We start from the raw sequence: 24,333 nt of genomic DNA, 5'->3' as shown, positions 1-24,333 counted from the left end.
AGCGGCCTATCCGGCCTGGCTAGCGTGAAAGCCGGGGCACCAAACCAGCGCGGTGGTGCGCCGTCAATCGGAAAATGGGCAAATTGACACCGCGCCAAACCGTTGTCCCGCCTCGGTAATCGGGGGACAGGGAAGGCATCGGAGGCGGGGTGGGGGCCGGCTCGCGTGAAGACGCGTCAAGACAAAAATCCAGCTAAAGCATGATCCGGAAAAGTGCGCGGCGGTTTTCCGAGAAGATCAAGCGAGCATGAGAAAGGCCGCAAGCTGCGGCCTTTTTGTATCGCATTGGCGATGAATCAAGCGAAGCTTGCCTTTGAGGATCGAACCTTGCGCCAGCTCATGAAGCCGAGACCCGCAAATCCGATGATCATCATTGCCCAGGTCGACGGCTCCGGAACGGCGCTGACCTGGTAGTTTCCGATTGCATAATCGAAACCAAATCCATCTCCCGGCGACTGCGACGTTAGACTCCAGTACAACTGTAGACTGAGGTTGCCGCTGTATGGTCCGAAATCCAGCGTGTCGTGGCTGAAGAAGGTCTCGGCGCTGGCCAAATCGTTCCATGCGTAGTTGTGGCCGGTGCCGTTGATCACGATATCCAACGTCATCGACGAGAAACCGTCACCGAGAACACCGTGATCGAGGAAGGTGAGGAGAACATTGCCATTCTGTGCAATATTCGAGAACTGGGCGGTGGTGGTGTAGGTCAAAGACTCACCGGAGCCACCATAGCCGATCGACATCCCGCCGATCGCGAGGGCTCCGCCCGTTGACGGCGACAGAATGGCGGTCGACAAGCTCTGACCCGCCAGGATCGATGGAACTGAAGCGATACCGGACGTGCCGATCGATACTTGGGTTACCGCGCTGGCCGGGCCGCCGACCGGCGAGTTGGCCGACGTGTAAGCCGATCCGAGCGAGCTTTGGGTTTGACTGCTCGCCTTGGCATACCCATTCGAGGCGCCCGCAATTCGCGCCGTTGCGGCCGCGGCGCCTCCTTGGATACCAAAACCGGTGCCACCGACCGCACTGGCGGTGCCAACGACATAGGCTGAGTTTGTCGTGGTCACATTGGTGAGTGCGTTCGCTGAACCGGCAGCGCCATAATTGCCACTATCAGAAAAGCCACTGGCTCCGCCTTTCGCGGAAGCAGAGGCGTTGATCGAGGAAGCCGCCGTATCGTTGATGGACAGCGTGGAGGAGCCGTTGCCGCCAGCACCGGCGGTGCCAACAGCCGGATAGCCGTTGCTGTAGGACGTGCCGCCGTTGCCGCCATTGGCGGACTGGTTAAGGTAAAGACTTCCGGTCGTCGACCCCGAGACGATGTTGTTGGCGTTTGCCGCCGCGCCATTGCCGCCGCTGGCGCCATAGTAGCCGGTGCCGCCTGCACCGCCGATGATGGTGCCGTTGACCTGGACGGCGCCACCGTTCGAACTGCCACTTGCGGTCGCGCTCGCACCGCCACCGGCTCCCCCGGTCCCACCGGCATAAGAGGCCGTGCCGCCGCTTCCACCGACTGCACTCGCGGTGACATTCGTGGAAGAGGAGTCTCCGGTTGCTGCGGAACTCGTTGCCGTCGCCGAGCCGCCCTGACCGCCTGGTCCCCCGGCGCCGCCCGCGCCCGGTGAAGTTGAAGCACCGCCAGATCCGCCTTTTGCAAAAGATGTCGCAGACGAGGACCCCGTAGCCACGGAAGTGGTCGTAGTGGCTGTCGCACCGCCTCCTGCACCGCCGGCTCCGGCATTGCCGCCGACCGCCCCGGATCCTCCGGCCCCTCCGGACCCGCCGTATGCTGCCGCGTTATTGCTGCTGTCGCCGGCGCCAGCCGCGGTGGCGTTAGCTGATCCGCCCACGCTGCCTTGTCCGCCTGGATCACCTGGGTTGACGCCATTTGCGCCGGCACTACCGGCAGCGCCGGATTCGGTATCGCTCGCGCCAAACGCGAGTTCCGGACAGGACAAAGCCACAAGAGCAATGGGCAGAGCCGCAGTGAGAAGCAAACGGCGAAGGGCTGATTTGATAATCATGGCCACCCCATTTTTTTTCGCTTCTATAACAATTTTTAGGTGAGTCAATAGAAAATACAATTTGAATTAGAATTAATCTCTAACTCAGATCGTTGGATTACTCGTCAAGGTCATCATGGCCGGGCGCGATGACGATTCAACCACGGCGATTGATGCCGACGATAATACCCGCGCAAACGGCCGCACATCGGGCAAGCCCTCGCAGTTTATACTTTTATTGGAGAGGGAACTCGGTGTGCCCGTCTTGCCGACACGAGGCGCGTCGTCGTCATCACGAATGTGGGGCGAGATGCGGCGGACGTGGAATGGGCAACTGACGCGTGCGCGTGACGCGGACGGCGATATGGTGTGATCCTGACGCCCTAGCCGCCGGTCACGCTCATATGGCGGCTGACGCTCGGGCGGTTGTGGCGGCGATCGATGATGAAGTCGTGGCCCTTCGGCTTCAATCCGATCGCGCGGTCGATCGCTGCGGAGAGCAGGTCGTTGTCCGCGGAGGCGCGCAGCGGCCGGCGCAGGTCGGAGGCATCCTCGTGGCCGAGGCAGGTGTGCAGCGTGCCGGTGCAGGTGATCCGCACCCGGTTACAGGCCTCGCAGAAATTGTGGGTCATCGGCGTGATGAAGCCGAGCTTGCCGCCGGTCTCGGCGACCCTGACGTAGCGGGCAGGGCCGCCGGTATCGTCGGCGAGGTCGGTCAGCGTGTAATGCTTCTCGAGCCGCGCGCGCATCAGCGACAGCGGAACATACTGATCGATCCGGCCTTCGCCGATATCGCCCATCGGCATCACCTCGATCAGCGTCAGCCCCATGCCCTTGCTGTGCGCCCATTGCATCAGCGCGGGGATCTCGTCCTCGTTCATGTTCTTCAACGCCACCGCGTTGATCTTGACCGCGAGCCCGGCCGAGCGTGCCGCCTCGATGCCGGACAACACCTTGTCGATGTCGCCCCAGCGGGTGATGGCGCGGAACTTGGCGGCATCCAGCGTGTCGAGCGAAACGTTCACCCGGCGCACGCCGCAATCGGCCAGCTCCTGCGCGAAGCGGGCGAGCTGCGAGCCGTTGGTGGTCAGGGTCAATTCGTCGAGTGCGCCGCTCGAGAGGTGGCGCGACAGCGAGCGCACCAGGCCCATCACATTGCGGCGGACCAGCGGCTCGCCGCCGGTGAGGCGGATCTTGCGCACGCCCTTGGCGACGAATGCCGAGCAGAGCCGGTCGAGCTCTTCCAGCGTCAGCAGATCGGCCTTGGGCAGGAACGTCATGTCTTCCGACATGCAGTAGAAGCAGCGCAGGTCGCAGCGGTCGGTGACGGAGACGCGCAGATAGCGGATCGTCCGGCCGAACGGATCGGTCATCGGACGAAACAGCGTGTCAGAATGCGCTTGCGTGGATCCGTTCATTCCGTTCGGGCCTTGCGATCCGTTCCCTGCCTGGTGAGCCGTGTCCGGCTCTTGAACGCAATCTATGCATGTTGGCACGCCGTCACAATGCGTTCCAAAGGATGATCCGCAACCTGCAAAGCGATAGATGAGGCATATCGCGCGATGCGTGATCGCAATCGCCGATGTGTTTCTTCCAAAACCAAAAACCCGGTTGTGGGCCGGGCTCTTGTGCAGTGCAATCGCGCGTACCTTGTTCGCGCGCGCCGGACCAGACGGCGCTAGCGGCTGGGTGCGGGTGCCGCGGCCGGCGGCGGAGCTGCCGGAGCAGGGAACGCCGAGTCAGGCGCTGCGGCGGCGGGCGCCGCTGCGGCCGGCTTCGGCTTCCTGTGCTTCGGGCGCATCTTGTGCGCGCGCGGCGGCGGGCCGGCGGGCTGCAACTGGGCGAACACCGGGCTCGGATCGAGCGTGGTGGTGGCCGGGCTGGTGAAGTCGCCCGGCGTGCGGGTCACCGTCACCGGTACATTTGCCGGCTGGAACTTCGGCATGTTGAAGGTGACGGAGAAATTGGTCTCCGGCGCCGGGATCGTCACGGAGCAGGGCGTCTTGCAGCCCGGTCCGATCGAGGTCACGGCATCCGCACCCTGCGGCGCAGAATCCAGCTGCACCTGCATCGGCGGCGGTGCCGACTTGAACGAATCCAATGAGAAGGAGGAGCAGCCAGCCAGACTCAAACCGGCGGCCGCCAACACGATGATATGACGCATGATCCACACTCTACTGCGGCTATCAGCCACAATCCCCGCGGTAACCATAGGAGCGTCGGAACAGACGTGCAACAGCGCCTGGCCCGCTCGTTAAACGATGGTTAATGGCGGAATCGCATGGCAAAATATTGCCAAGTATTATCAATGTATTGCGGAATATTTATCGGGCGATGAGGCTGGCGACGGCATCCGGCAGATCGCGCATGTGGCTGATCAGCCGGTCGGGTTTCAGCTCGCTCATCGGTACGTTGGTATAGCCGAAATCGACCCCGATCACCGGGACCTGGGCGCGCCGGGCGACCCCGACATCGGGGCCGGCATCGCCGACCATGATCGCACCGGGCAGCTGGCCGCCGGCGCGAGCCACCGTCTCGCGCAGGATCGCCGGGTCGGGCTTGGCGACGCCGAACGTGTCCTGGCCGCAGATCGCGGCGAAACGCGGGGTCAGGCCAAGCCGATCGAGCAGCAGCTTGGACAGCCATTCCAACTTGTTGGTGCAGACCGCGAAGCGATGGCCCTTGGCCGCGAGCAGGTCGAGCGCGGCTTCGAGCCCCTCGAACGGGCGCGAGCCGTCGGCGATGTGCTTGGCGTAATAGTCGACGAAATCCACGGTCAGGCGGTCGAGATCGGCGACGGTGACCTCGCGTCCATCTACTTCGAGCCCGCGCTCAAGCAGCTTGCGCGCGCCGGCGCCGATCATGTTGCGCGCCGCCGACAGCGGCACCGGCCGCAGACCCTCGCGGTCGAGCACGTAATTGAGCGCGCTGATCAGGTCGGGCGCGGTGTCGACCAGCGTGCCGTCGAGATCGAACACGATGATGGGGGGAGCGGAAGCGGACATGATGCTTTTCGCTATCGGGCCGTGCGCCGCGATGCAAGAGTAGATGTCAACGTGTCATGAATTGGGGAGGCATTGGTGCGGGAACTTGCCGGAAAGGGCGCTTTTGTCACCGGCGCGGCCAGCGGAATCGGACTGGCGATGGCGACCGCATTCGCCCGCGAAGGCATGAAGGTGATGCTTGCCGACATCGAGAACGGCGCGCTCGACAAGGCCGTCGCTGGGTTGCGCGCCACCGGGGCGAACGCCCATGGCATCGTCTGCGATGTCGCCGACCCCGCCAGCGTCGACGGCGCGGCGCAGGCCTCCTTCCTCGCTTTGGGCAACATCCACATCGTCTGCAACAATGCCGGTGTCGCGGCCGGCGGCGGCCTTGAGCGGATCTCGGTCGACGACTGGCGTTGGGTGGTCGACGTCAACCTGATGGGCGTGGTTCACGGGATCAGGAGCTTCCTGCCGCATATCCGCAAGCACGGCGAGGGCGGTCACTTCGTCAACACGGCATCGATGGCCGGGATGAATGCCGGGCTCGGTCTCAGCCCCTATTCGGCGACCAAATTCGCCGTCGTCAGCATCTCCGAGGGGCTGTGGGCGCAACTCAAGCCGCTCGGCATCGGCGTCAGCGTGCTCTGTCCGAGCTATGTCCGGACCCGGATCGGCGACAGCGGCCGCAACCGGCCCGAGCATTACGGCCCGACCCGGCGCCACGATCCCGCGAGCATCGAGGCCGCCATCGTTGCCGAGATCGGCCGCCGCATCGAGGCCGGCCTCGATCCGGCGACGGTCGCCGCACAGGTGCTGGCCGCGATCCGCGAGCAGCGGCTCTATGTTTTCACCCATCCTGGGATGCGAGCCGAGGTCGAGGAGCGTTTTTCGGCGATTTTGGCCGCAATGGACGCGGTTTCCGACTAAGGATGGCCTGTTGTTGGCGCTATTCCTGCCCGTGAATCGAGGCTAGATATGCGCCCGCCGGGCCGCCCGATGGCGTGCCCGCAACGACAAGGGGCTAACGGCACGTGGATATGGATGCACTGAAACGCCAGGCGGCGGCGCGTGCGCTCGAAGAGGTGCGCGACGGCATGAAGCTCGGGCTCGGCACCGGGTCGACCGCCAAGCATTTCGTCGAACTGCTCGGCGACAAGGTCCGCTCGGGCCTGAAGGTGATCGGCGTGCCGACTTCGGAGGCGACACGGGCGGATGCGATCCGCTGCGGCGTGCCGCTGACCACGCTCGACGAGGTCGACCATCTCGACCTTACCGTCGACGGTGCCGACGAGATCGACCCCGCGCTCAATTTGATCAAGGGCGGCGGCGGCGCGCTGCTGCGCGAGAAGATCGTGGCGGCCGCCAGTGCTCGCATGATCGTGATTGCCGATGACAGCAAATGGGTCGACGTGCTCGGACGCTTTCCGCTGCCGGTCGAGGTGATTCCGTTCGGGCTGCGCGCGACCCAGGCCGCGATGGCGCGGGCGTTCGCCGAAGCCGGCGTGTCCGGCGAAATGGTCATCCGGAAGGGCAAGGACGGTCACGTTTTTGTCACCGATGGCGGCCACTGGATCGTCGATGCCCATCTCGGCCGGATCGGCGACCCGCCGCGTCTTGCCGATCTGCTCAGCGCCATACCGGGCGTGGTCGAGCACGGCCTGTTCATCGGGCTTGGGAGCGTCGCCATTCTGGCCGGCGCGCAGGGAATTCGGGTTGTTGAACGGCGATGACGCCGCAAGCAAGGAGACTTGGAATGAAGCGTTTCTCGGGACTTTTGTCGGCGGTGGCCCTGTCGGCCGGACTGGCGGTCGCGGCCGCGCCGGCAATGGCGCAGCAGCAGCCCGCGCCGCCCAGCGTCAAGCAGTCGTCGCCGGCGGCGGTCGCGGCCGCCAAAGAGATCCTGGCGATGAAGAATGTCGGCGTCATGTATGCCGGCGCCGTTCCCGGCATCATCGAGAAGACCAAGACCGGTCTGCTCCAGCAATATCTCAACTACCAGAAGGATCTCGACGAGGTCGCGGTGATCATCGCCAAGAACTTCGCCGGCCGCGAGAAGGAGATCGGCGACGGCATGGCGCAGATCTACGCTTCCGAATTCACCGAGAAGGAGCTGGTTGATCTGGTGGCGTTCTACAAGACGCCGCTCGGCCAGAAGCTTTTGACCTCCGAGCCCAAGGCCATCAACGAGTCGCTGCAATATATGCAGCAATGGGCCCAGCAGTTCGGCGTGCTCGTCAACGCCCAGTTCAAGGCCGAGATGAAGAAGCGCGGCAAGGATATCTGAGAACGATACCTATATGCCTGTGACCTCGCCCCGCTCGCGGGGCGAGGGTGAGGAGAGAGGTGCCATGACTGGGTACAAAAATGGCCGAGTTTGACGTCGACCTGTTTGTCATCGGTGGCGGTTCGGGCGGGGTTCGCGCCGCGCGCATCGCCGCCAATTATGGCGCCAGGGTCATGGTCGCCGAAGAGTACCGGATGGGCGGCACCTGCGTGATCCGCGGCTGCGTGCCGAAGAAGCTGTTCGTGATCGGCAGCCACGTCCACCAGGAAATCGAGGACGCCGCCGGGTTCGGCTGGAGCATCGGCCAGGTCTCGTTCGACTGGGCCACGCTGGTCGCCAACAAGGACAAGGAGATCGCCCGGCTCGAGGGCGCCTACACCACCAATGTCGAAAAGTCGGGCGCACGGATCGTCAAGACCCGCGCGGTGCTGGAGGACGCCCACACGATCAAGCTCGCCACCGGCGAGAAGGTCACCGCAAAATACATCCTGATCGCGACCGGCGGCGCGCCCAATCACGGGCCGGCGATCCCCGGCATCGAGCATGTGATCTCCTCCAACGAGGCGTTTCACCTGAAAGAGCTGCCGAAGCGGATCGTGATCCAGGGCGGTGGCTACATCGCGCTGGAATTCGCCGGCATCTTCGCAGGCTTCGGCTCCGACGTCACGGTGGTCTATCGTGGCGACAACATCCTGCGCGGCTTCGACGAAGACGTGCGTAAGCATGTCCGCAGCGAGATGGAGAAGCGGGGCATCACCATCATCACCGGCTGCACGGTGACCAAGGTCGACAGGCACGGCCGTGACTACACTACCCATCTGTCGAGCGGTTCGAGCATCGCCTCCGACCAGGTGATGTTCGCGATCGGCCGCCATCCCAACGTCGCCAATCTCGGATTGGAAGCCGCGGGCGTCGCCATCAATCCCGCCAATGGCGGCATCCAGGTCGACGGCTGGTCGAAGACCTCGGTCGACAACATCTACGCGGTCGGCGACGTCACCCACCGCGCCAACCTGACCCCGGTTGCGATCCGCGAGGGCCATGCCTTCGCCGACACCATGTTCGGCAAGCGCCCGGTGCAGGTCGACCACGCCACGATCCCGACCGCGGTGTTCTCGCAGCCCGAGGTGGGCACGGTTGGTCTCACGGAAGAAGAGGCGCGCGCGCAGTTCAGCCACGTCGACATCTACAAGACCGATTTCCGCCCGATCAAGGCGACCATGTCCGGCCGTGACACCCGCGTGCTGATGAAACTGGTGGTCGACGGCGCGAGCGACCGCGTGCTCGGCTGCCACATCGTCGGCGATGCCGCCGCCGAGATCATCCAGGCGGTCGCGATCGCGGTGAAGATGAAGGCGACGAAAGCTGATTTCGACGCCACCATCGCGCTGCACCCAACCGCGTCGGAAGAACTGGTGACGATGCGCACCCCGACCGCACGCCACGTCCGCCAGGCCGCGGAGTAGGGCGTCGCATATCGCGACGACACGGTTCGTCGCGATGAAACATTCAGACATGTCCGGCTAGCGCGCGGTCGGTGACCGGCGTTGTGGTGGTTCTGCATCCGCTAACCCGGGCCGCCGTGCGGGACAATCGTTCCGATACAAGGAACCCAACGCTCTCGTTCTGATTGTTACCCGGTACCGGTTTCATCAGAAGGGGATGCTGCCATGTCTGACCTTGGTTTGATGACGCGCAAGTCGGTTGCCTCCATCATCGCCGAGGCGGGCGAGCAGGCGCTGGGCAAGACGCTCGGCGCGCTGAGCATCACGGCGCTCGGGATCGGCTGCATCATCGGCGCCGGCATCTTCGTGCTCACCGGCACCGCTGCGGCGCACTACGCCGGCCCCGCGATCATGCTCTCCTTCGTCGTCGGCGGCATCGCCTGTGCGTTCGTCGGCCTGTGCTACGCGGAGCTCGCGGCACTGCTGCCGGTCTCCGGCAGCACTTACACCTATACTTATGCGACCTTGGGCGAGATCTTCGCATGGATCATCGGCTGGGACCTGATCCTCGAATACGCGATGGGCGCCTCCACCGTCGCGGTCGGCTGGTCGGGCTACATCGTCTCGCTGCTGCATAATTTCGGCATCAACATCCCGCCGCAATATGCCGCGGCGCCCTGGACCGAGGCCAAGCTGCCGGACGGCACGACCGTGCAAGGCATCGTCAATCTGCCGGCGGCGCTGATCGTCCTGTTGCTCACCGCCATGCTGATCGGTGGCACCAGGGAATCGGCGCGGCTCAACAACGTCATGGTCGGCATCAAGCTCACCGTCGTGCTGGCTTTCATCCTGTTCGGCGTTGGATACGTTACGCCAGCGAACTGGCATCCCTTCATTCCCGACAACACCGGCACGTTCGGCCAGTTCGGCTGGACCGGCGTGATGCGCGGCGCCTCGGTGGTGTTCTTCGCCTTCATCGGCTTCGATGCGGTCTCGACCGCGGCGCAGGAAGCCAAGCATCCGCAGACCGACATGCCGATCGGCATCCTCGGCTCGCTGCTGATCTGCACCATCCTTTATGTCGCGGTCGCGGGCGTGCTCACCGGCCTCGTGCCCTATACCGAGCTCGGCGTCGCCGACCCGATCGCCAAGGGCGTCGACGTCATCGGCCAGACCTGGTTCTCGGTGCTGATCAAGATCGGCGCGCTGTCCGGCCTCACCACGGTCATCCTGGTGCTGCTGTATGGCCAGAGCCGCATCTTCTTCCAGATCGCCAAGGACGGCCTGCTGCCCAGGATGTTCTCCGACGTGCATCCCTCGCTCGGGACGCCATACAAGAGCCAGCTCCTGATCGGGATCGTGGTGGCGATCGTCGCGGCGCTGACCCCGATCGACATCCTGGGTGAAATGGTCTCGATCGGCACGCTGTTCGCGTTCGTGCTGGTCTGCGGCGCGGTGATCTATCTGCGCCGGAGCGATGCCCAGGTCACGCGTCCGTTCCGCACGCCTGCGGTGCCGGTGGTGCCGCTGCTCGGCATGGGCTTCTCGATCCTGCTGATGGTATTCCTGCCTTGGGAGACTTGGCTGCGTCTCATCGTCTGGCTGGTGATCGGCCTCGGCCTCTACTTCGCCTACGGCCGCCGCCACTCGGTGCTGCTCAATGGTGAGGCACCGCGCGGCTCGACCGGCTGAGATATTGCGACCGGAAACGGTGAGTTGCCGCGCGACAATCTTGCCGTGGCGCGGCGTTGGGTGCAGCATTGCGGGAACATCGCAGCGGGGGCGTGCCCGCATTCATTTTGGAACATAGCGCCGGCCCGGAAGTTCCTTTTGCAAACCATTTTGTAAATCCAAGGATTGAGGGAGCCGCCCATGACAGGTCCCACCGAGCAAGAAATTCGCACCCGCGCCTATGAGCTGTGGAAGGATGCCGGCGAACCGCCGGGCCAGATGGATCAACTCTGGTACCAGGCCGAAAAGGAATTGCTGGCGCGCAAGGCCGCCAACGGGAACGGCAATGGCAGCGGCAACGGTAAGAGCGAAGCTGAAGCGCACGGCGAATTGAGCCGCCACAAGCCGACGACGTATCAGTAGAAGAGGTCGCGGGTATGGTGGATTGGGGCCGGGGCCAGCGTAATCCACCATCCAGCAAGCAGCGGCGCCAAAGGCGAACCTGCCCTGCAATGCGGCAACTGGAGCCGCTTCTGTTCGATCACAACACTTTCATCTTTGCGGCCGTCACAGTCACCTCGACCAGCCAGCCCGGTTCGACGAGTCCGACGATCTGCGAGCGGGTTCGCGTCGGCAAATGAGGCTGCTGCGTCGATCCAAAATACTCCCAATACACGTCCGAGAAGGCTTTGTAGTCGGGCCTGTTGCCGTTTTTCGGATCGGCGACAAACAGGCCTTGCATAACGACGATGTCCGCCATCGAGAAGCCACGGCTCAGCAAGATCTTCGATATCTGGTCAAAGATGCTGCGGGTTTGTGCGCGCGTATCGCCGAAGTGCTCGATGGTGTCGGAGGGAGCGCCGGGGTTCAATGGTAATGCCCCGACGCCGCTCAGGACGATGGTCGCGGCATTGGGCGGAATCTCGATCGATTCCGAGAATTCTCGGGCCCAAGATTCCGTAAGCGACGCCGGCGTGCCGTGCCGGAGGATGGTATTCGTCATTGAGATTTCCCCATTGTAGACGGAGCACGGATTCAGCCCCGCCATGTGGTGAGCATCACAAACGTGCTGGCGATGCCGCGCAGCTGCACGGAAGTTCGTGTCATTTTTGAATGTCATCCCCCCGGTGATTGCCCACTGCCTCGACGGCCTTCGCTGCGGAACCGAAGACCATGAGACTGAGTGTCGCCAACAGCCACACGCCGATGCCGCCATAGAGCATCACCCAATCGAAGCCTTGGACGAGCGCCGTGCGGATGACATCGACCGATAGATCAATCTTGAATGTTGTCGCGATCGTCTGATCAATATCCGCGAGGTTTCCGGAAGCGATGGCTCCTGCCAGCGCGTCCAGTTGCCGTGCATCAACAGATGGCGGCAAAGTATTTCTCAGATAAGAGGCGATTCCCTTGAGCAAGATCAGCCCCATCACGGCGATGTGGATGGCAAAGGTGATCAGTCGAGCGCTCATATCAATGCCGGACGCCATGCCTCCCTTATCGGGAGTAATTGAGCCCGTGATCGTGCTCGTCACCGGTGTGTTGGTGATGCCAAGTCCAACACCCGCCACCAAACAACCTGGGAGTATCGTCAGCCAGGTGGCGCTGCCTTGTTTCATCAGAAAGAAGCCCAGGCCGATGGTGAAGAGCCCCAGCGGAATGATCAGGCGCGGGTGATATCGATACGAAAGGCGTTCAGCCAATGGGGGCACGATCAATGTTGGCAGTGTATAGGCCAGCATGCAGATTCCGACAGTTTCGTCACCGTAGCCCAAGGCGCTATGGAAATACATCGGCAGGTAAATGTTGAATGGCCAGAAGCTAACGTTCATTGCGATGGAGCCAACGAGCGCTCCGGATAGAGGGCGTATGCTCAACACCGAAAAATCGAACATGGGATATGTGAGTTTACTCTCAACAAACATAAACCCGGTGAAGCTGATGGCAGCTATCAGCAAGACGCTGAGCGCCATAATGCTGGTAAAGCCGAGATGCTGCCCCCGCGTAATGAAGTAGGTCAGGCTAAGAACGGCAAGGGAAAGTGTGAGGATGCCGGGGAGGTCGAGCCTCGCCGCTCCATCGTTGTGAGACTCTTCCACGCCTCCAGAAGCCAACAATACCGTCAGTATGCTGAGCGGTACATGGACTAAGAAGATCCAGCGCCAGTTCGCCAGAGCGATGAGCGCGCTACCAACGAGCGGACCCAGGCCGAGACCAACTCCGAAGACCAGACCCCAAATGGCGAAGGCCCGGCCGCGCTCTCGCCCTGCCTGGAACTGATGGGAAAGGATGGCGATCTGACAAATCATCATCGCGCCGCCACCCAAACCTTGGAGAAAGCGGCTGATCAAGAGAAGGGACGCGCTTTGCGCTAGGCCGCACGATAGCGATGCTGTCCCGAAGAAAGCGAGACTGAGAAGAAATACGCGCTTTCGTCCGTAGCGGTCGGCCAGTGCTCCGGTGGCCATCAGTACGGTCGTGCAGGCGATCGTGTATGCGTTCATGACCCACTGCATGGTCTCGAAATCGCCCTGCAGGGCCGTCTCGATCGTGGGAAGCGCCACAGGCACGCTGGAAATTTCCAGGTGGAACATTACGCCTGCCAGGCAGACGGCGATCAACACGGCGGTTTGCCGATAGGGTGTCGGGACGAACATCGCACGCTCACTGCAGATGGGATTTCGGAAGCTTGGACACTCGGTGGGGAATCCAACGGTCACGATCCACCTAGACGCTCGCTCATTCCGGATAAATGGGCTATGATTTCGGTCTGAGTGGACTATACGGTCCGCAATCAGTGGCTATCGATGATGAACAATTTGAATTGGGTGCAGTCGTTCGTGCACGTCGCGGAAACGCGAAGCTTTGTCGCGGCGGCCAGGCACCTCGGAGTATCAGCCTCGGCGGTCGGCAAAAATGTCGCTCGATTGGAGGCGCATTTGCGCATCCGGTTGTTTCATCGCAGCACTCGCAGCGTGACACTCACTGCGGAGGGCGCTTCCCTTCTGGAGCGATGCCGCCGCATCCTCGAAGAGCTGGAAGCGGCCGAGACGGAATTGCTGCAGAGCTCCGAGGCGCCTCGCGGCAAGCTACGCATCAGCTTGCCGCTCACCAGTATGGTGACCCCCAAGCTTCTTTCCGATTTTCATCGGCGTTACCCGGAAATCGAGCTGGCGTTGGATTACTCGGATCGGCTCGTCGATGTTATTGAGGAAGGATTCGATGTGGTTTTGCGGACGGGGCAACCCCGCGATTCTCGCCTGGCCGTCCGCTTATTGGGGGCCTGCCGCCGTTTCGTGGTCGGAGCACCGAGTTACTTCGACCAATACGGCGTACCAAAGCAGCCTCGGGACCTCGGACATCACACCCTGCTGCTCTATCGCTATCCAAGCAGTGGGAAAATCCAGCCATGGCCATTTTCCGATGGAACACCTATGGCCGGATTGAAGTCAAAGACTCCAATCGTTTCCAACATGAGCCCATCTCTTCTTGAAATGGCGTGCGATGGGATTGGTATCGCGTGTCTATTGGACTACGAGGTGCGGGACAAACTTGAAGAAGGGTTGTTGCAGTCTATCCCAGATATGCTTTCGGTCTCGACCGTTACCTACCAAATGCTTTGGCCACCGAGTCGGCGGCTCTCGCCCAAGGTGAGGGCCTTCGTGGATTTTGTAGCCGACACGGCCTTTCGATAGTGCCTCCGGGTGCCTGATCTCGCCGGGACGACACGCGTCTATCCCTCCTTCTCCAGCCATTCCGCGGCGCCGCGCCACAGCGTGTCGCGGTGGTCGTTGCGGAAGAAGCCGAAATGGCCGACCGTCTTGGCGCCGACATCGGTGGGACTGATGGCGATGATCTCGGGCGTGATCGAGGTGAAGGCCGAGCACAGCAATTCGACCGCGGGCCGCGTCGCCCAGGTGTCGTCGGTCATGCTGATCGCACGCAGCCTGCCCTTGAACTTCGGAAAATTCTCGCGCGCGGCAAGTGCTGGATCGTCGAGCAGATAGCGCTCGCGCATCACCCAGCCGCGCCACTGCTCGAACACGCCCCCCGGCAGGTCCATGCCGAGCCCGGACCAGCCCGGCACATAGCCGAGCGTGCGCGCCAGCGGCAGGCCGATGCCGTTCATGAAGGCGACCACGCGATAGCGTTCGGGCGAGGCCATCAGCTTCCAATGTGCGGCCTGCGCCGCGACCAGCAGCGCACGCGGGATCTCGGTATTGTTGGGCAACAGGCCGAGCGCCTGGCCGCCGAAGGAGTGGCCGACATAGGCGAAGGACAGGTCGCGGTAGCGCTCGCGCATCCAGCGCACCGCGGCGGTGGCGTCGAGCGCGGCCCAGTCCGCCATCGTGGCCTTGAAGCCGGCCAGCGACTTCGGCCTGTTGCGGCCGGTCGCCGCCATCGGCCTGCTGTCGCCGGTGCCGCGGTAGTCATAGGTCAGCACCGCCGAGCCGCGGCGGGCGAGGTAGCCGGCAAAGCCGCGATAGACCTTGCGGGGCACTGCGGTCGCCGAGTTGATCAGGACGGCGTGGCGCTTCTTGCCGCGCGGCAGGAACAGCGTCGCGGCGAGCGGATAGCCGTCCGCGGCCGGCATGACGATGTCGTCGCTAAAAACGTCGTCCAGCGCGGCGGAGGCCACGGCGATTTCCCCGGCATTCATGGTATGGTCCAGCAAATGCGAATTCGCATTCTCCTGCAAGAGCTTGACGCGATTGCAGGAATCCTTCTAGCCGGAGGCCGGGGGCCTGTGTATAAGCCGGGCTTTCGCTATGCCCGCGATTAAGTCGCGGTTTTTGCTCAGGAGTTGACCTCATGTCCGAGCGGTGGACACCCGATAGCTGGCGCGCCAAGAAGGTGCTTCAGGTGCCCGATTATCCCGATGCCAAGGCATTGGCCGATGTCGAGGCGCAGCTGGCGACCTTTCCGCCGCTAGTGTTCGCGGGCGAGGCGCGCAACCTGAAAAGGGCGCTCGGCCGGGTCGCGGCCGGCGAGGCCTTCCTGTTGCAGGGCGGCGACTGTGCCGAGAGCTTCGCCGAGCACGGCGCCAACAATATCCGCGACTTCTTCCGCGTGCTGCTGCAAATGGCCGTGGTCATGACCTATGCCGGCGCGCTGCCGGTGGTGAAGGTCGGCCGCATCGCCGGGCAATTCGCCAAACCGCGTTCGTCGCCGACCGAGAAGCAGGGCGACGTCGAGCTGCCGAGCTATCGCGGCGACATCGTCAACGACATCGCCTTCACGGCGGAAGCGCGTATCCCCGATCCGCAGCGCCAGCTGATGGCCTATCGGCAATCCGCGGCGACGCTGAACCTGCTGCGCGCCTTCGCCACCGGCGGCTTCGCCAATCTCGGCAGCGTGCATCAGTGGATGCTCGGCTTCCTGAAGGATTCGCCGCAGTCCCGCCGCTACAAGGAACTGGCCGACCGCATCTCGGACGCGCTGAACTTCATGCGCGCCTGCGGCCTCGATCTGGAGAGCCATCCGGAGCTACGCGCCACCGATTTCTACACCAGCCACGAGGCGCTGCTGCTCGGCTACGAGCAGGCGATGACGCGGGTCGATTCCACCACCGGCGACTGGTACGCGACATCAGGCCACATGATCTGGATCGGCGACCGCACCCGCCAGCTCGATCACGGCCATGTCGAGTATTTCCGCGGCATCAAGAACCCGATCGGCCTGAAATGCGGCCCGTCGCTGAAGCCGGACGAGCTCTTGAAGCTGATCGACATCCTCAATCCCGACAATGAGCCGGGACGGCTGACCCTGATCAACCGGTTCGGCGCCGACAAGGTCGGCGACCATCTGCCCGGTCTGATCCGCGCCGTGCAGCGCGAGGGCCGCGTCGTGGTGTGGTCGTGCGATCCGATGCACGGCAACACCATCACCTCGACCTCGGGCTACAAGACGCGGCCGTTCGACCGCGTGCTGGCGGAGGTGAAGTCGTTCTTCGCGATCCATGCCGCCGAGGGCACCCATGCCGGCGGCGTGCATCTGGAGATGACCGGGCAGGATGTCACCGAATGCATCGGCGGCGCGCGCGCCATCACCGACGAGGATCTCAACGACCGCTACCACACGGTCTGCGATCCGCGTCTCAATGCCGAACAGTCGATCGACATGGCCTTCCTGATCGCCGAGCTCCTGAAGCAGGAGCGCGCCGGCAAGGTCAAACCGATGCCGGCCGCCGCGGGCTTGTGATTTGGGGCAGGTGAGGGCGGTGACTTGAGGGCAGTGACTTGCTGAGGTTCTGGCGAGCCACCATCAACTCGCGCAACGGGCTGGCATTCGCCATCCGCTCGGAGCAGGCTATCCGCGAGGAGGTGGTGGCGCTGGTGCTGTCGGTGCCGCTGGCCTGGCTGGTCGGCGCCACCGTGATGCGCCGGGTCGAATTGGTTGCGACCGTGGTACTGGTGCTTGTGATCGAGCTGCTCAACACTGCGATCGAGAAGCTCGCCGACCGCCTGACCCTCGATCACGATCCGCAGATCGGGCGGGTCAAGGACATGGGATCGGCCGCCGTCGGCGTCGCGCTGATCATGGCCGGGCTGTTCTGGCTGTTCGCCCTCGCTGAACGCATGGGCGCGTTCTAATCCAAGCAGATTGAAGTTTGCTCTTGTGCGGGACAACATAACGGTATGAGCGAACAACAGATCAAGATCACCCTGGCGCAACTCAACCCGACGGTCGGTGACGTCGCCGGCAACGCCGCGAAGGCGCGCCTCGCGCGCGACAAGGCGAAAGCCGACGGCGCCGATCTCGTCGTGCTCTCGGAGCTGTTCATCGCCGGCTATCCGCCGGAGGACCTGGTGCTCAAGCCGGCGTTCCAGTCGGCCTGCCGCGCCGCGATCGAGGAACTGGCGCGTGAGACCGCCGATGGCGGGCCGGCCATGCTGATCGGCACGCCCTGGGTCGATGACGGCAAGCTTTACAATGCCTGCGCGCTGCTCGACGGCGGCCGCATCGCCGCGTTGCGCTTCAAGGCCAATCTGCCGAATTACGGCGTGTTCGACGAGAAGCGGCTGTTCGCCCGCGGCCCGGCGCCGGGCCCGGTGACGGTGCGCGGCGTGCGCATCGGCGTGCCGATCTGCGAGGACATCTGGCTCGAAGAGTCAGAGGAATACGAGAACGTCGTCGAATGTCTCGCCGAGACCGGCGCCGAAATCCTGGTGGTGCCGAACGGCTCGCCCTATGCCCGCGACAAGGCCGATCTCCGGCTGTCCATCGTGGTGGCGCGGGTCACCGAGAGCGGGCTGCCGCTGATCTATTTGAACGAGATTGGCGGCCAGGACGAGCTGATCTTCGACGGCGCGTCGTTCGCGCTGAATGCCGATCTCTCGGTCGCGGCACAGTTGCCGGCGTTCGAGGAGAACGTGACCACGCTGGTCTGGCGCAAGACCGCGGATGGCTGGCGCTGCTCCGGCCCGATCATGACGCAGCTCGAGGGCGACAAGGCCGACTATGCGGCCTGCGTGCTCGGCCTGCGCGACTATGTCCGCAAGAACGGCTTTCCGGGGGTGCTGCTCGGCGTTTCCGGCGGCATCGATTCGGCGCTGTGCGCGGCGATCGCGGTCGATGCGCTCGGCGCCGACAAGGTGCGCGGCGTGATGCTGCCGTTCCGCTACACCGCACAGGTGTCGCTCGACGATGCGGCCAAGCTCGCGAAAGAGCTCGGCATCCGTTACGAAATCCTGCCGATCGCGGACGCCGTCAACGGCTTCGAGAAGATCCTGGCGCCGGTGTTCGAAGGGCTGGAACGCGACATCACCGAGGAGAATTTGCAGGCGCGTGCCCGCGGCACGCTGTTGATGGCGATCTCCAACAAGACCGGCGCCATGGTGGTGACCACCGGCAACAAGTCGGAAATGTCGGTTGGCTACGCCACGCTGTACGGCGACATGAATGGCGGCTTCAACCCGATCAAGGACATCTACAAGACCGAGGTGTTCCGCCTGTCGAGCCTGCGCAATGCCTGGAAACCGGACGGCGCGCTCGGGCCGTCGGGCGAGGTGATCCCGGTCAACATCATCATCCGGCCGCCGACCGCCGAATTGCGCGAGAACCAGACCGACCAGGATTCGCTGCCGCCCTACGACGTGCTGGATGCGATCCTGGAGCGGCTGGTGGAGCGCGAGGAGCCGCTGGCCTCGATCATCGCCGCCGGCTTCGACCGCGACGTGGTGACCCGGGTCGACCGCCTGCTCAACATCGCCGAATACAAGCGGCGGCAGGCCGCGCCGGGTGTCAAGGTGACGCGGAAGAATTTCGGCCGCGACCGCCGCTATCCGATCACCAACCGCTTCCGCGATTTCGGCAAGGCCTTGCCGGAGCCGGACGACAAGCTCGTGACGCGCGGCTCGCGCGCGTCGGCCGAAGCGTTCGAAGGGTAGGGCACCCCGGCCGACGCGTCGGCGTCTGCGCGGCGATGCTCAAACCAGACGGAGCAGGCTTTACTGCTTCTTCTGCTGGATGAAGGTCGGGCCGACCGAGCGGATCTGGCCGTCGCTCGACGCCGCAGCCGGCGCGCCGGCATCGGCAGCCGCGGGCTGCTGCGCCGTTGCGGGCGCCCCCTTCTTGCCGGCGGCCTTGCTCTGGGCGCGCTGTTGCATCTTCCGCGCGCTCTCCTCGGTGACGATGATGTCGCCCTGCTGCGCAGCGGTTGCGGGGTCGTCGACCGCCTTCAGCGCCTCCGCCCAGCTCTGGCCGGCCGGCTTGCACGAGCAGGACGGATTGAACTCGGTGCGGTACTTGAACGCGTTCGGCAGCGACGAGTAGGACTGGCCGCTGATCGAGACCGCCTGGTTGATGTCCTCGCCGGGATTGCGATAGGCGAACAGGCTGGCCTCGGCGGCCGGGCACTGCGCCTTGCAGACCTGCTCGTCGGCGGCAAAGCGTGCCTGCGAGGTCGCGAACGAGATCGGGAAGTAGGCGCCATCGCAGGTGCGGACGCAGACGGTGCGGAAGGTGCCCGACGGCCCGCCATATTGTGCATCCGGCGGGGGCAGCGGATTGTTCGGATTGCCGCCACCGCCGCCGCCGAACAGGTTCTCGAGGAAGTTGCCGGGGCCGCGCGCGGCGGCGGCGTATTGCGGGCCGCAATTGTTCTGCGCGAGCGCGGTCAGGACCGAGCGGCGCTGGTTCTCGCGGTCGGCTCCGCCGAGCCCGCCGGTGCGCAGCCGCTCGAGACTGGCGGTCATCTGGTCGAGATTGGCGCGCATCTGCTGGATCTGGTTGTTGACCGGTCCGCACTGCGCCGAGTTGTTATTAAAGAGCGAGAAAAACCCGGAGCTGTCGCAGCCCATGCGGCGGGCCTGCGCCGTCACGCGATCGAGCTCCCCCTGCTGGCGGGTTGCCGCATCCTGATAGCGGCGGATCTGCTCGTCCTTGGCCGGATCACCACCGCCGCCGCCACGGTCGATCGCCGCCAGCTGGCCCTCCAGCCGGCTGCACATCGGATTGGCCTGCGGGGCGCCTTGCGGGACCGGGCCGGGCGGTCCCGGGGGCACCTGCGCAAGCGCGCCAGTGGCGGGCAGCGCGATGCCGGCCAGCACGGCACACGTCAAAAGCCAACGGGAGAAGCGGAAATTGGAGGTATCGGGCATATCCAGCCATTCAAACGACGCCGCGCGGCGATCCATGCCGAAGCGCGCGGCAGGACCACCTGCAAAGGCGGTCTGCAATAGCCGTTTCTCGGGGCAGCGTCACGTCGTTTCCGGGGCGCCGGTGTGGCAAGAACCCCGCTGCTCCAGCGGCTTGGCTTCAGCGCTGGCAGGTGATCGCGACGTATTCGTCGCAGCCATTGCCGGTGCATTTGGCGTGCGCGGCGTGCGGAACCGCACCGGTGATCTCGTCGGGATCGACGCGGCGGTAGTTGGTGGCCTGCGCAAAATCGCGTGACCGACAATAGGCGCGGGCCGCGGACGCGCCGCAGCGGTCGCCGCGCGCCAGGCACTCGTCGATGCCATAGCCGTCGGCCTGGTTGGCGATGATGAAGACGCGGCTGTCGGCCAGCGCGGCCGCGGGGAGCAGCAGGAACGTGCAGGCAATCAGTGCTGAAATCGGCCGCATGGTGCACCAATGAAAAGGGGCGAGGAATCTTCGGTTCACCGGATACGCCCAATTCCTTAATAATGATTAACCATGAAGGCGTTGCCGTGATTTCTGGCCCCGCGCGATGGCCGAAAGGGAGCGAAAACAGGCCCTTGACGCGATGCGGGGGCCATGAGACATGGTGGAACCATGAACGGCCACCTCGCCATCTGCAGCATTTGCCGCGAGATTATGAGCTAGCGATTCGCTGGCTGAGGCCGTCTTTTCTCAATCGCCTGAGAATCACTGGACGCCTCGCCGCGAGGAACAGGTGATCCATGGATTTGCGCCTTTACGACACGTTGACCCGGGAGAAGCGGCCCCTCGTGCCGCTCGATGCCAACAACGTCCGCATGTATGCCTGCGGACCGACGGTCTACGACTTCGCGCATATCGGCAACGGCCGCGCGGCCATCGTCTTCGACGTGCTGTTCCGCGTGCTGCGCCATCGCTATGGCGCCGGTCACGTGACCTATGTCCGTAACATCACCGACGTCGACGACAAGATCAACGTCCGCGCAGCGCGGGACTATCCCGGCGTGCCGCTGAACGAGGCGATCCGCAAGGTCACCGAGCTGACCTATCGGCAGTACCAGGACGACGTCACGGCGCTCGGCTGCTTGGCCCCGACGGTGCAGCCGCGGGCGACCGAGCACATTCCGGAGATGCGCGCGATCATCGAAAAGCTGGTCGCCGGCGGCTTCGCCTATGTCGCCGAGGATCACGTGCTGTTCTCGCCGCAGGCGATGAACGCGGCCAATTCGGTGCTGCCGCGCTATGGTTCGCTGTCGAAGCGCTCGCTCGACGAGATGATTGCCGGCGCTCGTGTCGACGTCGCGCCCTACAAGCGCGACAACACCGACTTCGTGCTGTGGAAGCCGTCGAAGCCCGGCGAGCCGTCCTGGCCGTCACCCGCAGGAATCGCGGTCGAGGGCCGGCCCGGCTGGCACATCGAGTGCTCGGCGATGGCCTGGAAGCATCTCGGCGAGAAGTTCGACATCCATGGCGGCGGCATCGATCTGGTGTTCCCGCACCATGAGAACGAGCTCGCGCAGACCTGCTGCGCGTTCCACACCGACCGCATGGCCAATGTCTGGATGCACAACGGCTTCTTGCAGATCGAGAGCGAGAAGATGTCGAAATCGCTCGGCAACTTCTTCACGATTCGCGATCTGCTGGCCGACTGGCCCGGCGAGGTGCTGCGCCTCAGCATGCTCAAGACGCATTATCGTTCGCCGCTCGACTGGACGCTGAAGAGCGCCGAGGAGAGCGCGAAGACGCTCGACGATTGGTACGCGGTTGCGGCCGATGCCGAGCCCGGCGCGCCGTCGCAAGCCATGGTCGAGGCGCTCTACGACGACCTCAACACGGCGCAAGCGATGGCCGTGCTGCACGGCCTGCGCAGCGCATCGTCGAGCAGCGAGCAAAGCCGCAGGGAATTCGCCGGCTCGCTGCGGCTGCTCGGTTTCCTGTCAGAGAGCGCGGCCGCCTGGGAGGGCCGCAAGCGGCAGGCAAGCGGCGTCGATGCGGCGGCCGTCGAGGCGCTGCTCGCCGAGCGTACCGCGGCGCGCGCGCGGAAGGACTTCAAGGAGTCGGACCGCATCCGCGATCAGCTCGCCGCGATGGGCGTCGCGATCAAGGATGGCAAGGACGCCGACGGCAAACCGGTGACCACCTGGGAGGTCGCGCGATGAGCCGCTCCGCACCCGCATTGCGCCCCTATCTGCCTGACGACGCGCCGCTGCTGGCGGCGATCTTCGCGGCCTCGATCATGGACCTGACCGGCGACGACTACAGCGAAGCGCAGCAGGAAGCCTGGGCGGCGGCTGCCGACGACGAGCAGGCCTTCGGCAAGAAGCTCGCCGGCCAGCTGACGCTGATTGCGACCTTGCAGGGCGCCCCGGTCGGCTTCGCCTCGCTGAAGGGCACGGATTACGTCGACATGCTCTACGTGCATCCGAGCGCGGTCGGGCAGGGCGTCGGTGCCGCGCTGTGCGATGCGCTGGAGAAGATCGCCAGCGCCCGCGGCACCAAGACCCTGAAGGTCGATGCCAGCGACACCGCGCTCGAATTCTTCCGCAAGCGCGGCTATGTCGCGCAGCAGCGCAATTCGGTCACTATCGGCGACGAATGGCTCGCCAACACCACGATGCAGAAGACGCTCGACGGCGTGGCCGCGCCGGGAGGCCATGCATGAGCCGCGAACGCCTCTATCTGTTCGACACCACGCTGCGCGACGGTGCGCAGACCAATGGCGTCGACTTCACGTTGCAGGACAAGCAGGTGATCGCCGGCATGCTCGATGGGCTCGGCATCGACTATGTCGAGGGCGGCTATCCCGGCGCCAATCCGACGGACACCGAGTTCTTCAGCCGGAAGCCGGCCTTTGAGCATGCGCGCTTCACCGCGTTCGGCATGACGCGGCGGCCGGGCCGCTCGGCCTCGAACGATCCGGGGCTTGCCGGCATCCTCGAAGCCAAGGCCGACGTGATCTGCTTCGTCGCCAAATCATCGGCCTACCAGGTCCGGGTCGCGCTTGAGACCACCAACGCGGAGAACCTCGCCTCGATCCGCGACAGTGTCGCGGCGGCCAGGGCGCAGGGCCGCGAGGTGATGGTCGACTGCGAGCATTTCTTCGACGGCTACAAGGAGGACCGCGACTACGCGCTGGCCTGCGCGATGGCGGCCTACGAGTCCGGCGCGCGCTGGGTGGTGCTGTGCGACACCAATGGCGGCACCATGCCGCATGAGGTCGAGAGCATCGTCGCTGACGTGATCAAGCACGTTCCCGGCGATCATGTCGGCATCCATGCCCATAACGACACCGAGCAGGCGGTCGCCAATTCGCTCGCCGCGGTGCGTGCCGGCGCGCGGCAGATCCAGGGTACGCTGAACGGCCTCGGCGAGCGCTGCGGCAACGCCAATCTCTGCTCGCTGATCCCGACCCTGAAGCTGAAGGGCGAGTTCGCCGACAGGTTCGAGATCGGTGTCACCACCGAGAAGATGGCGACGCTGATGAAGGTGTCACGTACGCTCGATGACATGCTGAACCGCGCGCCCAACCGCCATGCCGCCTATGTCGGCGAGAGCGCGTTCGTCACCAAGACCGGCATCCACGCCTCGGCCGTGATGAAGGATCCGCAGACCTACGAGCACGTGCTGCCGAAACTGGTCGGCAACCACCGCAAGGTGCTGGTCTCCGACCAGGCCGGTCGCTCCAACGTGATGGCCGAACTCGATCGCGCCGGCATCGTCTATGACAAGAGCGATCCGCGGCTGACGCGCCTCGTCGAGGAGTTGAAGGAGCGCGAGGCCGCGGGCTTTGCCTATGAATCCGCCAACGCGTCATTCGACCTGCTGGCGCGCCGTACGCTCGGCAAGGTGCCGGAATATTTCACGGTCGAGCAGTTCGACGTCAATGTCGAGCAGCGCTACAACGCCAACGGCCAGCGCGTCACCGTTGCGCTTGCGGTGGTGAAGGTCGATGTCGCCGGCGAGCGGCTGATCTCGGCCGCCGAAGGCAACGGTCCGGTCAATGCACTCGACGTGGCGCTGCGCAAGGACCTCGGCAAATACCAGAAATACATCGATGGCCTGAAGCTGATCGACTACCGCGTCCGTATCCTCAATGGCGGCTCCGAGGCGGTGACGCGCGTGCTGATCGAGAGCGAGGACGAGACCGGGGACAACTGGACCACGGTCGGCGTGTCGCCCAACATCATCGATGCCTCGTTCCAGGCGCTGATGGATTCGTTGGTCTACAAGCTGGTGAAGTCTGGCGCGCCGGCGTGAGATTGTAGCCCGCATGAGCGAAGCGATATGCGGGATTGTCGCTCCCGGATGTCGCTTCG

Annotated in this window: 22 protein-coding genes; 13 read left to right on the top strand and 9 right to left on the bottom strand. The window is 64.2% G+C overall.

What is annotated here, in order from left to right; all coding sequences use genetic code 11:
• Window positions 1–296: 296 nt before the first annotated feature.
• The 4 genes from B2W55_RS00350 to B2W55_RS00335 all read right to left on the bottom strand — a co-directional run bounded on the left by B2W55_RS00350 (window position 297) and on the right by B2W55_RS00335 (window position 5,011).
• Window positions 297–2,087, bottom strand: a complete 1,791-nt coding sequence (locus B2W55_RS00350) for a PEP-CTERM sorting domain-containing protein (RefSeq protein ID WP_291532163.1) — start codon at window positions 2,085–2,087, stop codon at window positions 297–299.
• A gap of 302 nt (window positions 2,088–2,389) precedes the next feature.
• Entirely contained in the window at window positions 2,390–3,424 is a 1,035-nt protein-coding gene (gene moaA, locus B2W55_RS00345) for a GTP 3',8-cyclase MoaA (RefSeq protein ID WP_024582294.1), read from the bottom strand.
• Window positions 3,425–3,684: 260 nt separating this feature from the next.
• Entirely contained in the window at window positions 3,685–4,170 is a 486-nt protein-coding gene (locus B2W55_RS00340; RefSeq protein WP_024582293.1) for a hypothetical protein, read from the bottom strand.
• 160 nt (window positions 4,171–4,330) lie between these two features.
• Window positions 4,331–5,011 carry an HAD-IA family hydrolase gene (locus B2W55_RS00335; RefSeq protein ID WP_024582292.1) on the bottom strand — a complete coding sequence of 227 codons (681 nt, stop codon included), beginning with the start codon at window positions 5,009–5,011 and terminating at the stop codon, window positions 4,331–4,333.
• A gap of 75 nt (window positions 5,012–5,086) precedes the next feature.
• Between B2W55_RS00335 and B2W55_RS00330 the strand changes: the two genes are divergently transcribed.
• From B2W55_RS00330 to B2W55_RS00305, 6 genes are all read left to right on the top strand, one after another.
• Window positions 5,087–5,920 (top strand): SDR family NAD(P)-dependent oxidoreductase, encoded by an 834-nt coding sequence (locus B2W55_RS00330; RefSeq protein WP_024582291.1) that lies wholly within the window; start codon window positions 5,087–5,089, stop codon window positions 5,918–5,920.
• A 110-nt stretch (window positions 5,921–6,030) separates the two neighbouring features.
• Window positions 6,031–6,723: a ribose-5-phosphate isomerase RpiA gene (rpiA, locus tag B2W55_RS00325; RefSeq protein WP_029879368.1), complete on the top strand. Its 693-nt coding sequence runs from the start codon at window positions 6,031–6,033 to the stop codon at window positions 6,721–6,723.
• A 23-nt stretch (window positions 6,724–6,746) separates the two neighbouring features.
• Complete coding sequence (locus B2W55_RS00320; RefSeq protein WP_024582289.1) at window positions 6,747–7,277, top strand: DUF2059 domain-containing protein; 531 nt, start codon at window positions 6,747–6,749, stop codon at window positions 7,275–7,277.
• 80 nt (window positions 7,278–7,357) lie between these two features.
• Window positions 7,358–8,743 carry a glutathione-disulfide reductase gene (gene gor / locus B2W55_RS00315; RefSeq protein ID WP_024582288.1) on the top strand — a complete coding sequence of 462 codons (1,386 nt, stop codon included), beginning with the start codon at window positions 7,358–7,360 and terminating at the stop codon, window positions 8,741–8,743.
• 204 nt (window positions 8,744–8,947) lie between these two features.
• On the top strand, window positions 8,948–10,414 hold the full coding sequence (locus B2W55_RS00310) for an amino acid permease (protein ID WP_024582287.1): 1,467 nt from the start codon (window positions 8,948–8,950) through the stop codon (window positions 10,412–10,414).
• A 180-nt stretch (window positions 10,415–10,594) separates the two neighbouring features.
• On the top strand, window positions 10,595–10,816 hold the full coding sequence (locus B2W55_RS00305) for a DUF2934 domain-containing protein (RefSeq protein WP_035636135.1): 222 nt from the start codon (window positions 10,595–10,597) through the stop codon (window positions 10,814–10,816).
• Window positions 10,817–10,934: 118 nt separating this feature from the next.
• Here the strand turns inward: B2W55_RS00305 and B2W55_RS00300 are convergent, their stop codons facing one another.
• Window positions 10,935–11,396 carry a RidA family protein gene (locus B2W55_RS00300; RefSeq protein WP_029879366.1) on the bottom strand — a complete coding sequence of 154 codons (462 nt, stop codon included), beginning with the start codon at window positions 11,394–11,396 and terminating at the stop codon, window positions 10,935–10,937.
• Between the two features lie 100 nt (window positions 11,397–11,496).
• Window positions 11,497–13,050: an MFS transporter gene (locus B2W55_RS00295; RefSeq protein ID WP_024582285.1), complete on the bottom strand. Its 1,554-nt coding sequence runs from the start codon at window positions 13,048–13,050 to the stop codon at window positions 11,497–11,499.
• Between the two features lie 117 nt (window positions 13,051–13,167).
• On the opposite strand from B2W55_RS00295, the gene B2W55_RS00290 reads away from it, so the two are divergent.
• Window positions 13,168–14,088, top strand: a complete 921-nt coding sequence (locus B2W55_RS00290) for a LysR family transcriptional regulator (RefSeq protein ID WP_244442236.1) — start codon at window positions 13,168–13,170, stop codon at window positions 14,086–14,088.
• Window positions 14,089–14,126: 38 nt separating this feature from the next.
• Here the strand turns inward: B2W55_RS00290 and B2W55_RS00285 are convergent, their stop codons facing one another.
• Window positions 14,127–15,053 carry an alpha/beta fold hydrolase gene (locus tag B2W55_RS00285; protein WP_029879361.1) on the bottom strand — a complete coding sequence of 309 codons (927 nt, stop codon included), beginning with the start codon at window positions 15,051–15,053 and terminating at the stop codon, window positions 14,127–14,129.
• 152 nt (window positions 15,054–15,205) lie between these two features.
• Between B2W55_RS00285 and B2W55_RS00280 the strand changes: the two genes are divergently transcribed.
• The 3 genes from B2W55_RS00280 to B2W55_RS00270 are packed head-to-tail and all read left to right on the top strand — an operon-like array spanning window position 15,206 to window position 18,783.
• Window positions 15,206–16,594, top strand: coding sequence for a class II 3-deoxy-7-phosphoheptulonate synthase (locus B2W55_RS00280; protein ID WP_024582282.1), 1,389 nt, complete (start codon window positions 15,206–15,208; stop codon window positions 16,592–16,594).
• 38 nt (window positions 16,595–16,632) lie between these two features.
• The gene (locus tag B2W55_RS00275; RefSeq protein ID WP_024582281.1) at window positions 16,633–16,986 is read left to right on the top strand and encodes a diacylglycerol kinase; all 354 of its coding nucleotides are present in this window, start codon (window positions 16,633–16,635) and stop codon (window positions 16,984–16,986) included.
• 45 nt (window positions 16,987–17,031) lie between these two features.
• On the top strand, window positions 17,032–18,783 hold the full coding sequence (locus B2W55_RS00270) for an NAD+ synthase (RefSeq protein ID WP_024582280.1): 1,752 nt from the start codon (window positions 17,032–17,034) through the stop codon (window positions 18,781–18,783).
• Between the two features lie 60 nt (window positions 18,784–18,843).
• On the opposite strand, the gene B2W55_RS00265 is transcribed toward B2W55_RS00270, so the two are convergent.
• Both B2W55_RS00265 and B2W55_RS00260 read right to left on the bottom strand, forming a co-directional pair.
• Window positions 18,844–19,995, bottom strand: a complete 1,152-nt coding sequence (locus tag B2W55_RS00265) for a DUF2865 domain-containing protein (RefSeq protein WP_024582279.1) — start codon at window positions 19,993–19,995, stop codon at window positions 18,844–18,846.
• Between the two features lie 157 nt (window positions 19,996–20,152).
• A complete protein-coding gene (locus B2W55_RS00260; RefSeq protein WP_024582278.1) occupies window positions 20,153–20,461 on the bottom strand; it encodes a hypothetical protein in 309 nt (102 codons plus the stop codon).
• A gap of 299 nt (window positions 20,462–20,760) precedes the next feature.
• On the opposite strand from B2W55_RS00260, the gene cysS reads away from it, so the two are divergent.
• The 3 genes from cysS to cimA are packed head-to-tail and all read left to right on the top strand — an operon-like array spanning window position 20,761 to window position 24,274.
• Window positions 20,761–22,176, top strand: coding sequence for a cysteine--tRNA ligase (gene cysS / locus B2W55_RS00255; RefSeq protein WP_024582277.1), 1,416 nt, complete (start codon window positions 20,761–20,763; stop codon window positions 22,174–22,176).
• Window positions 22,173–22,679, top strand: a complete 507-nt coding sequence (locus B2W55_RS00250; RefSeq protein ID WP_024582276.1) for a GNAT family N-acetyltransferase — start codon at window positions 22,173–22,175, stop codon at window positions 22,677–22,679. The genes cysS and B2W55_RS00250 overlap by 4 nt, the downstream gene beginning before the upstream one ends.
• Window positions 22,676–24,274 carry a citramalate synthase gene (gene cimA / locus B2W55_RS00245; RefSeq protein WP_024582275.1) on the top strand — a complete coding sequence of 533 codons (1,599 nt, stop codon included), beginning with the start codon at window positions 22,676–22,678 and terminating at the stop codon, window positions 24,272–24,274. The genes B2W55_RS00250 and cimA overlap by 4 nt, the downstream gene beginning before the upstream one ends.
• The last annotated feature ends 59 nt before the right edge of the window (window positions 24,275–24,333 follow it).

Source organism: Bradyrhizobium sp. UBA2491, assembly GCF_002341725.1.
In the GTDB taxonomy this organism is placed as follows: Bacteria; Pseudomonadota; Alphaproteobacteria; order Rhizobiales; family Xanthobacteraceae; genus Bradyrhizobium.
The sequence above is the reverse complement of the archived record's forward strand: the minus strand, read 5'-3'. Positions and strand labels throughout refer to the sequence as shown.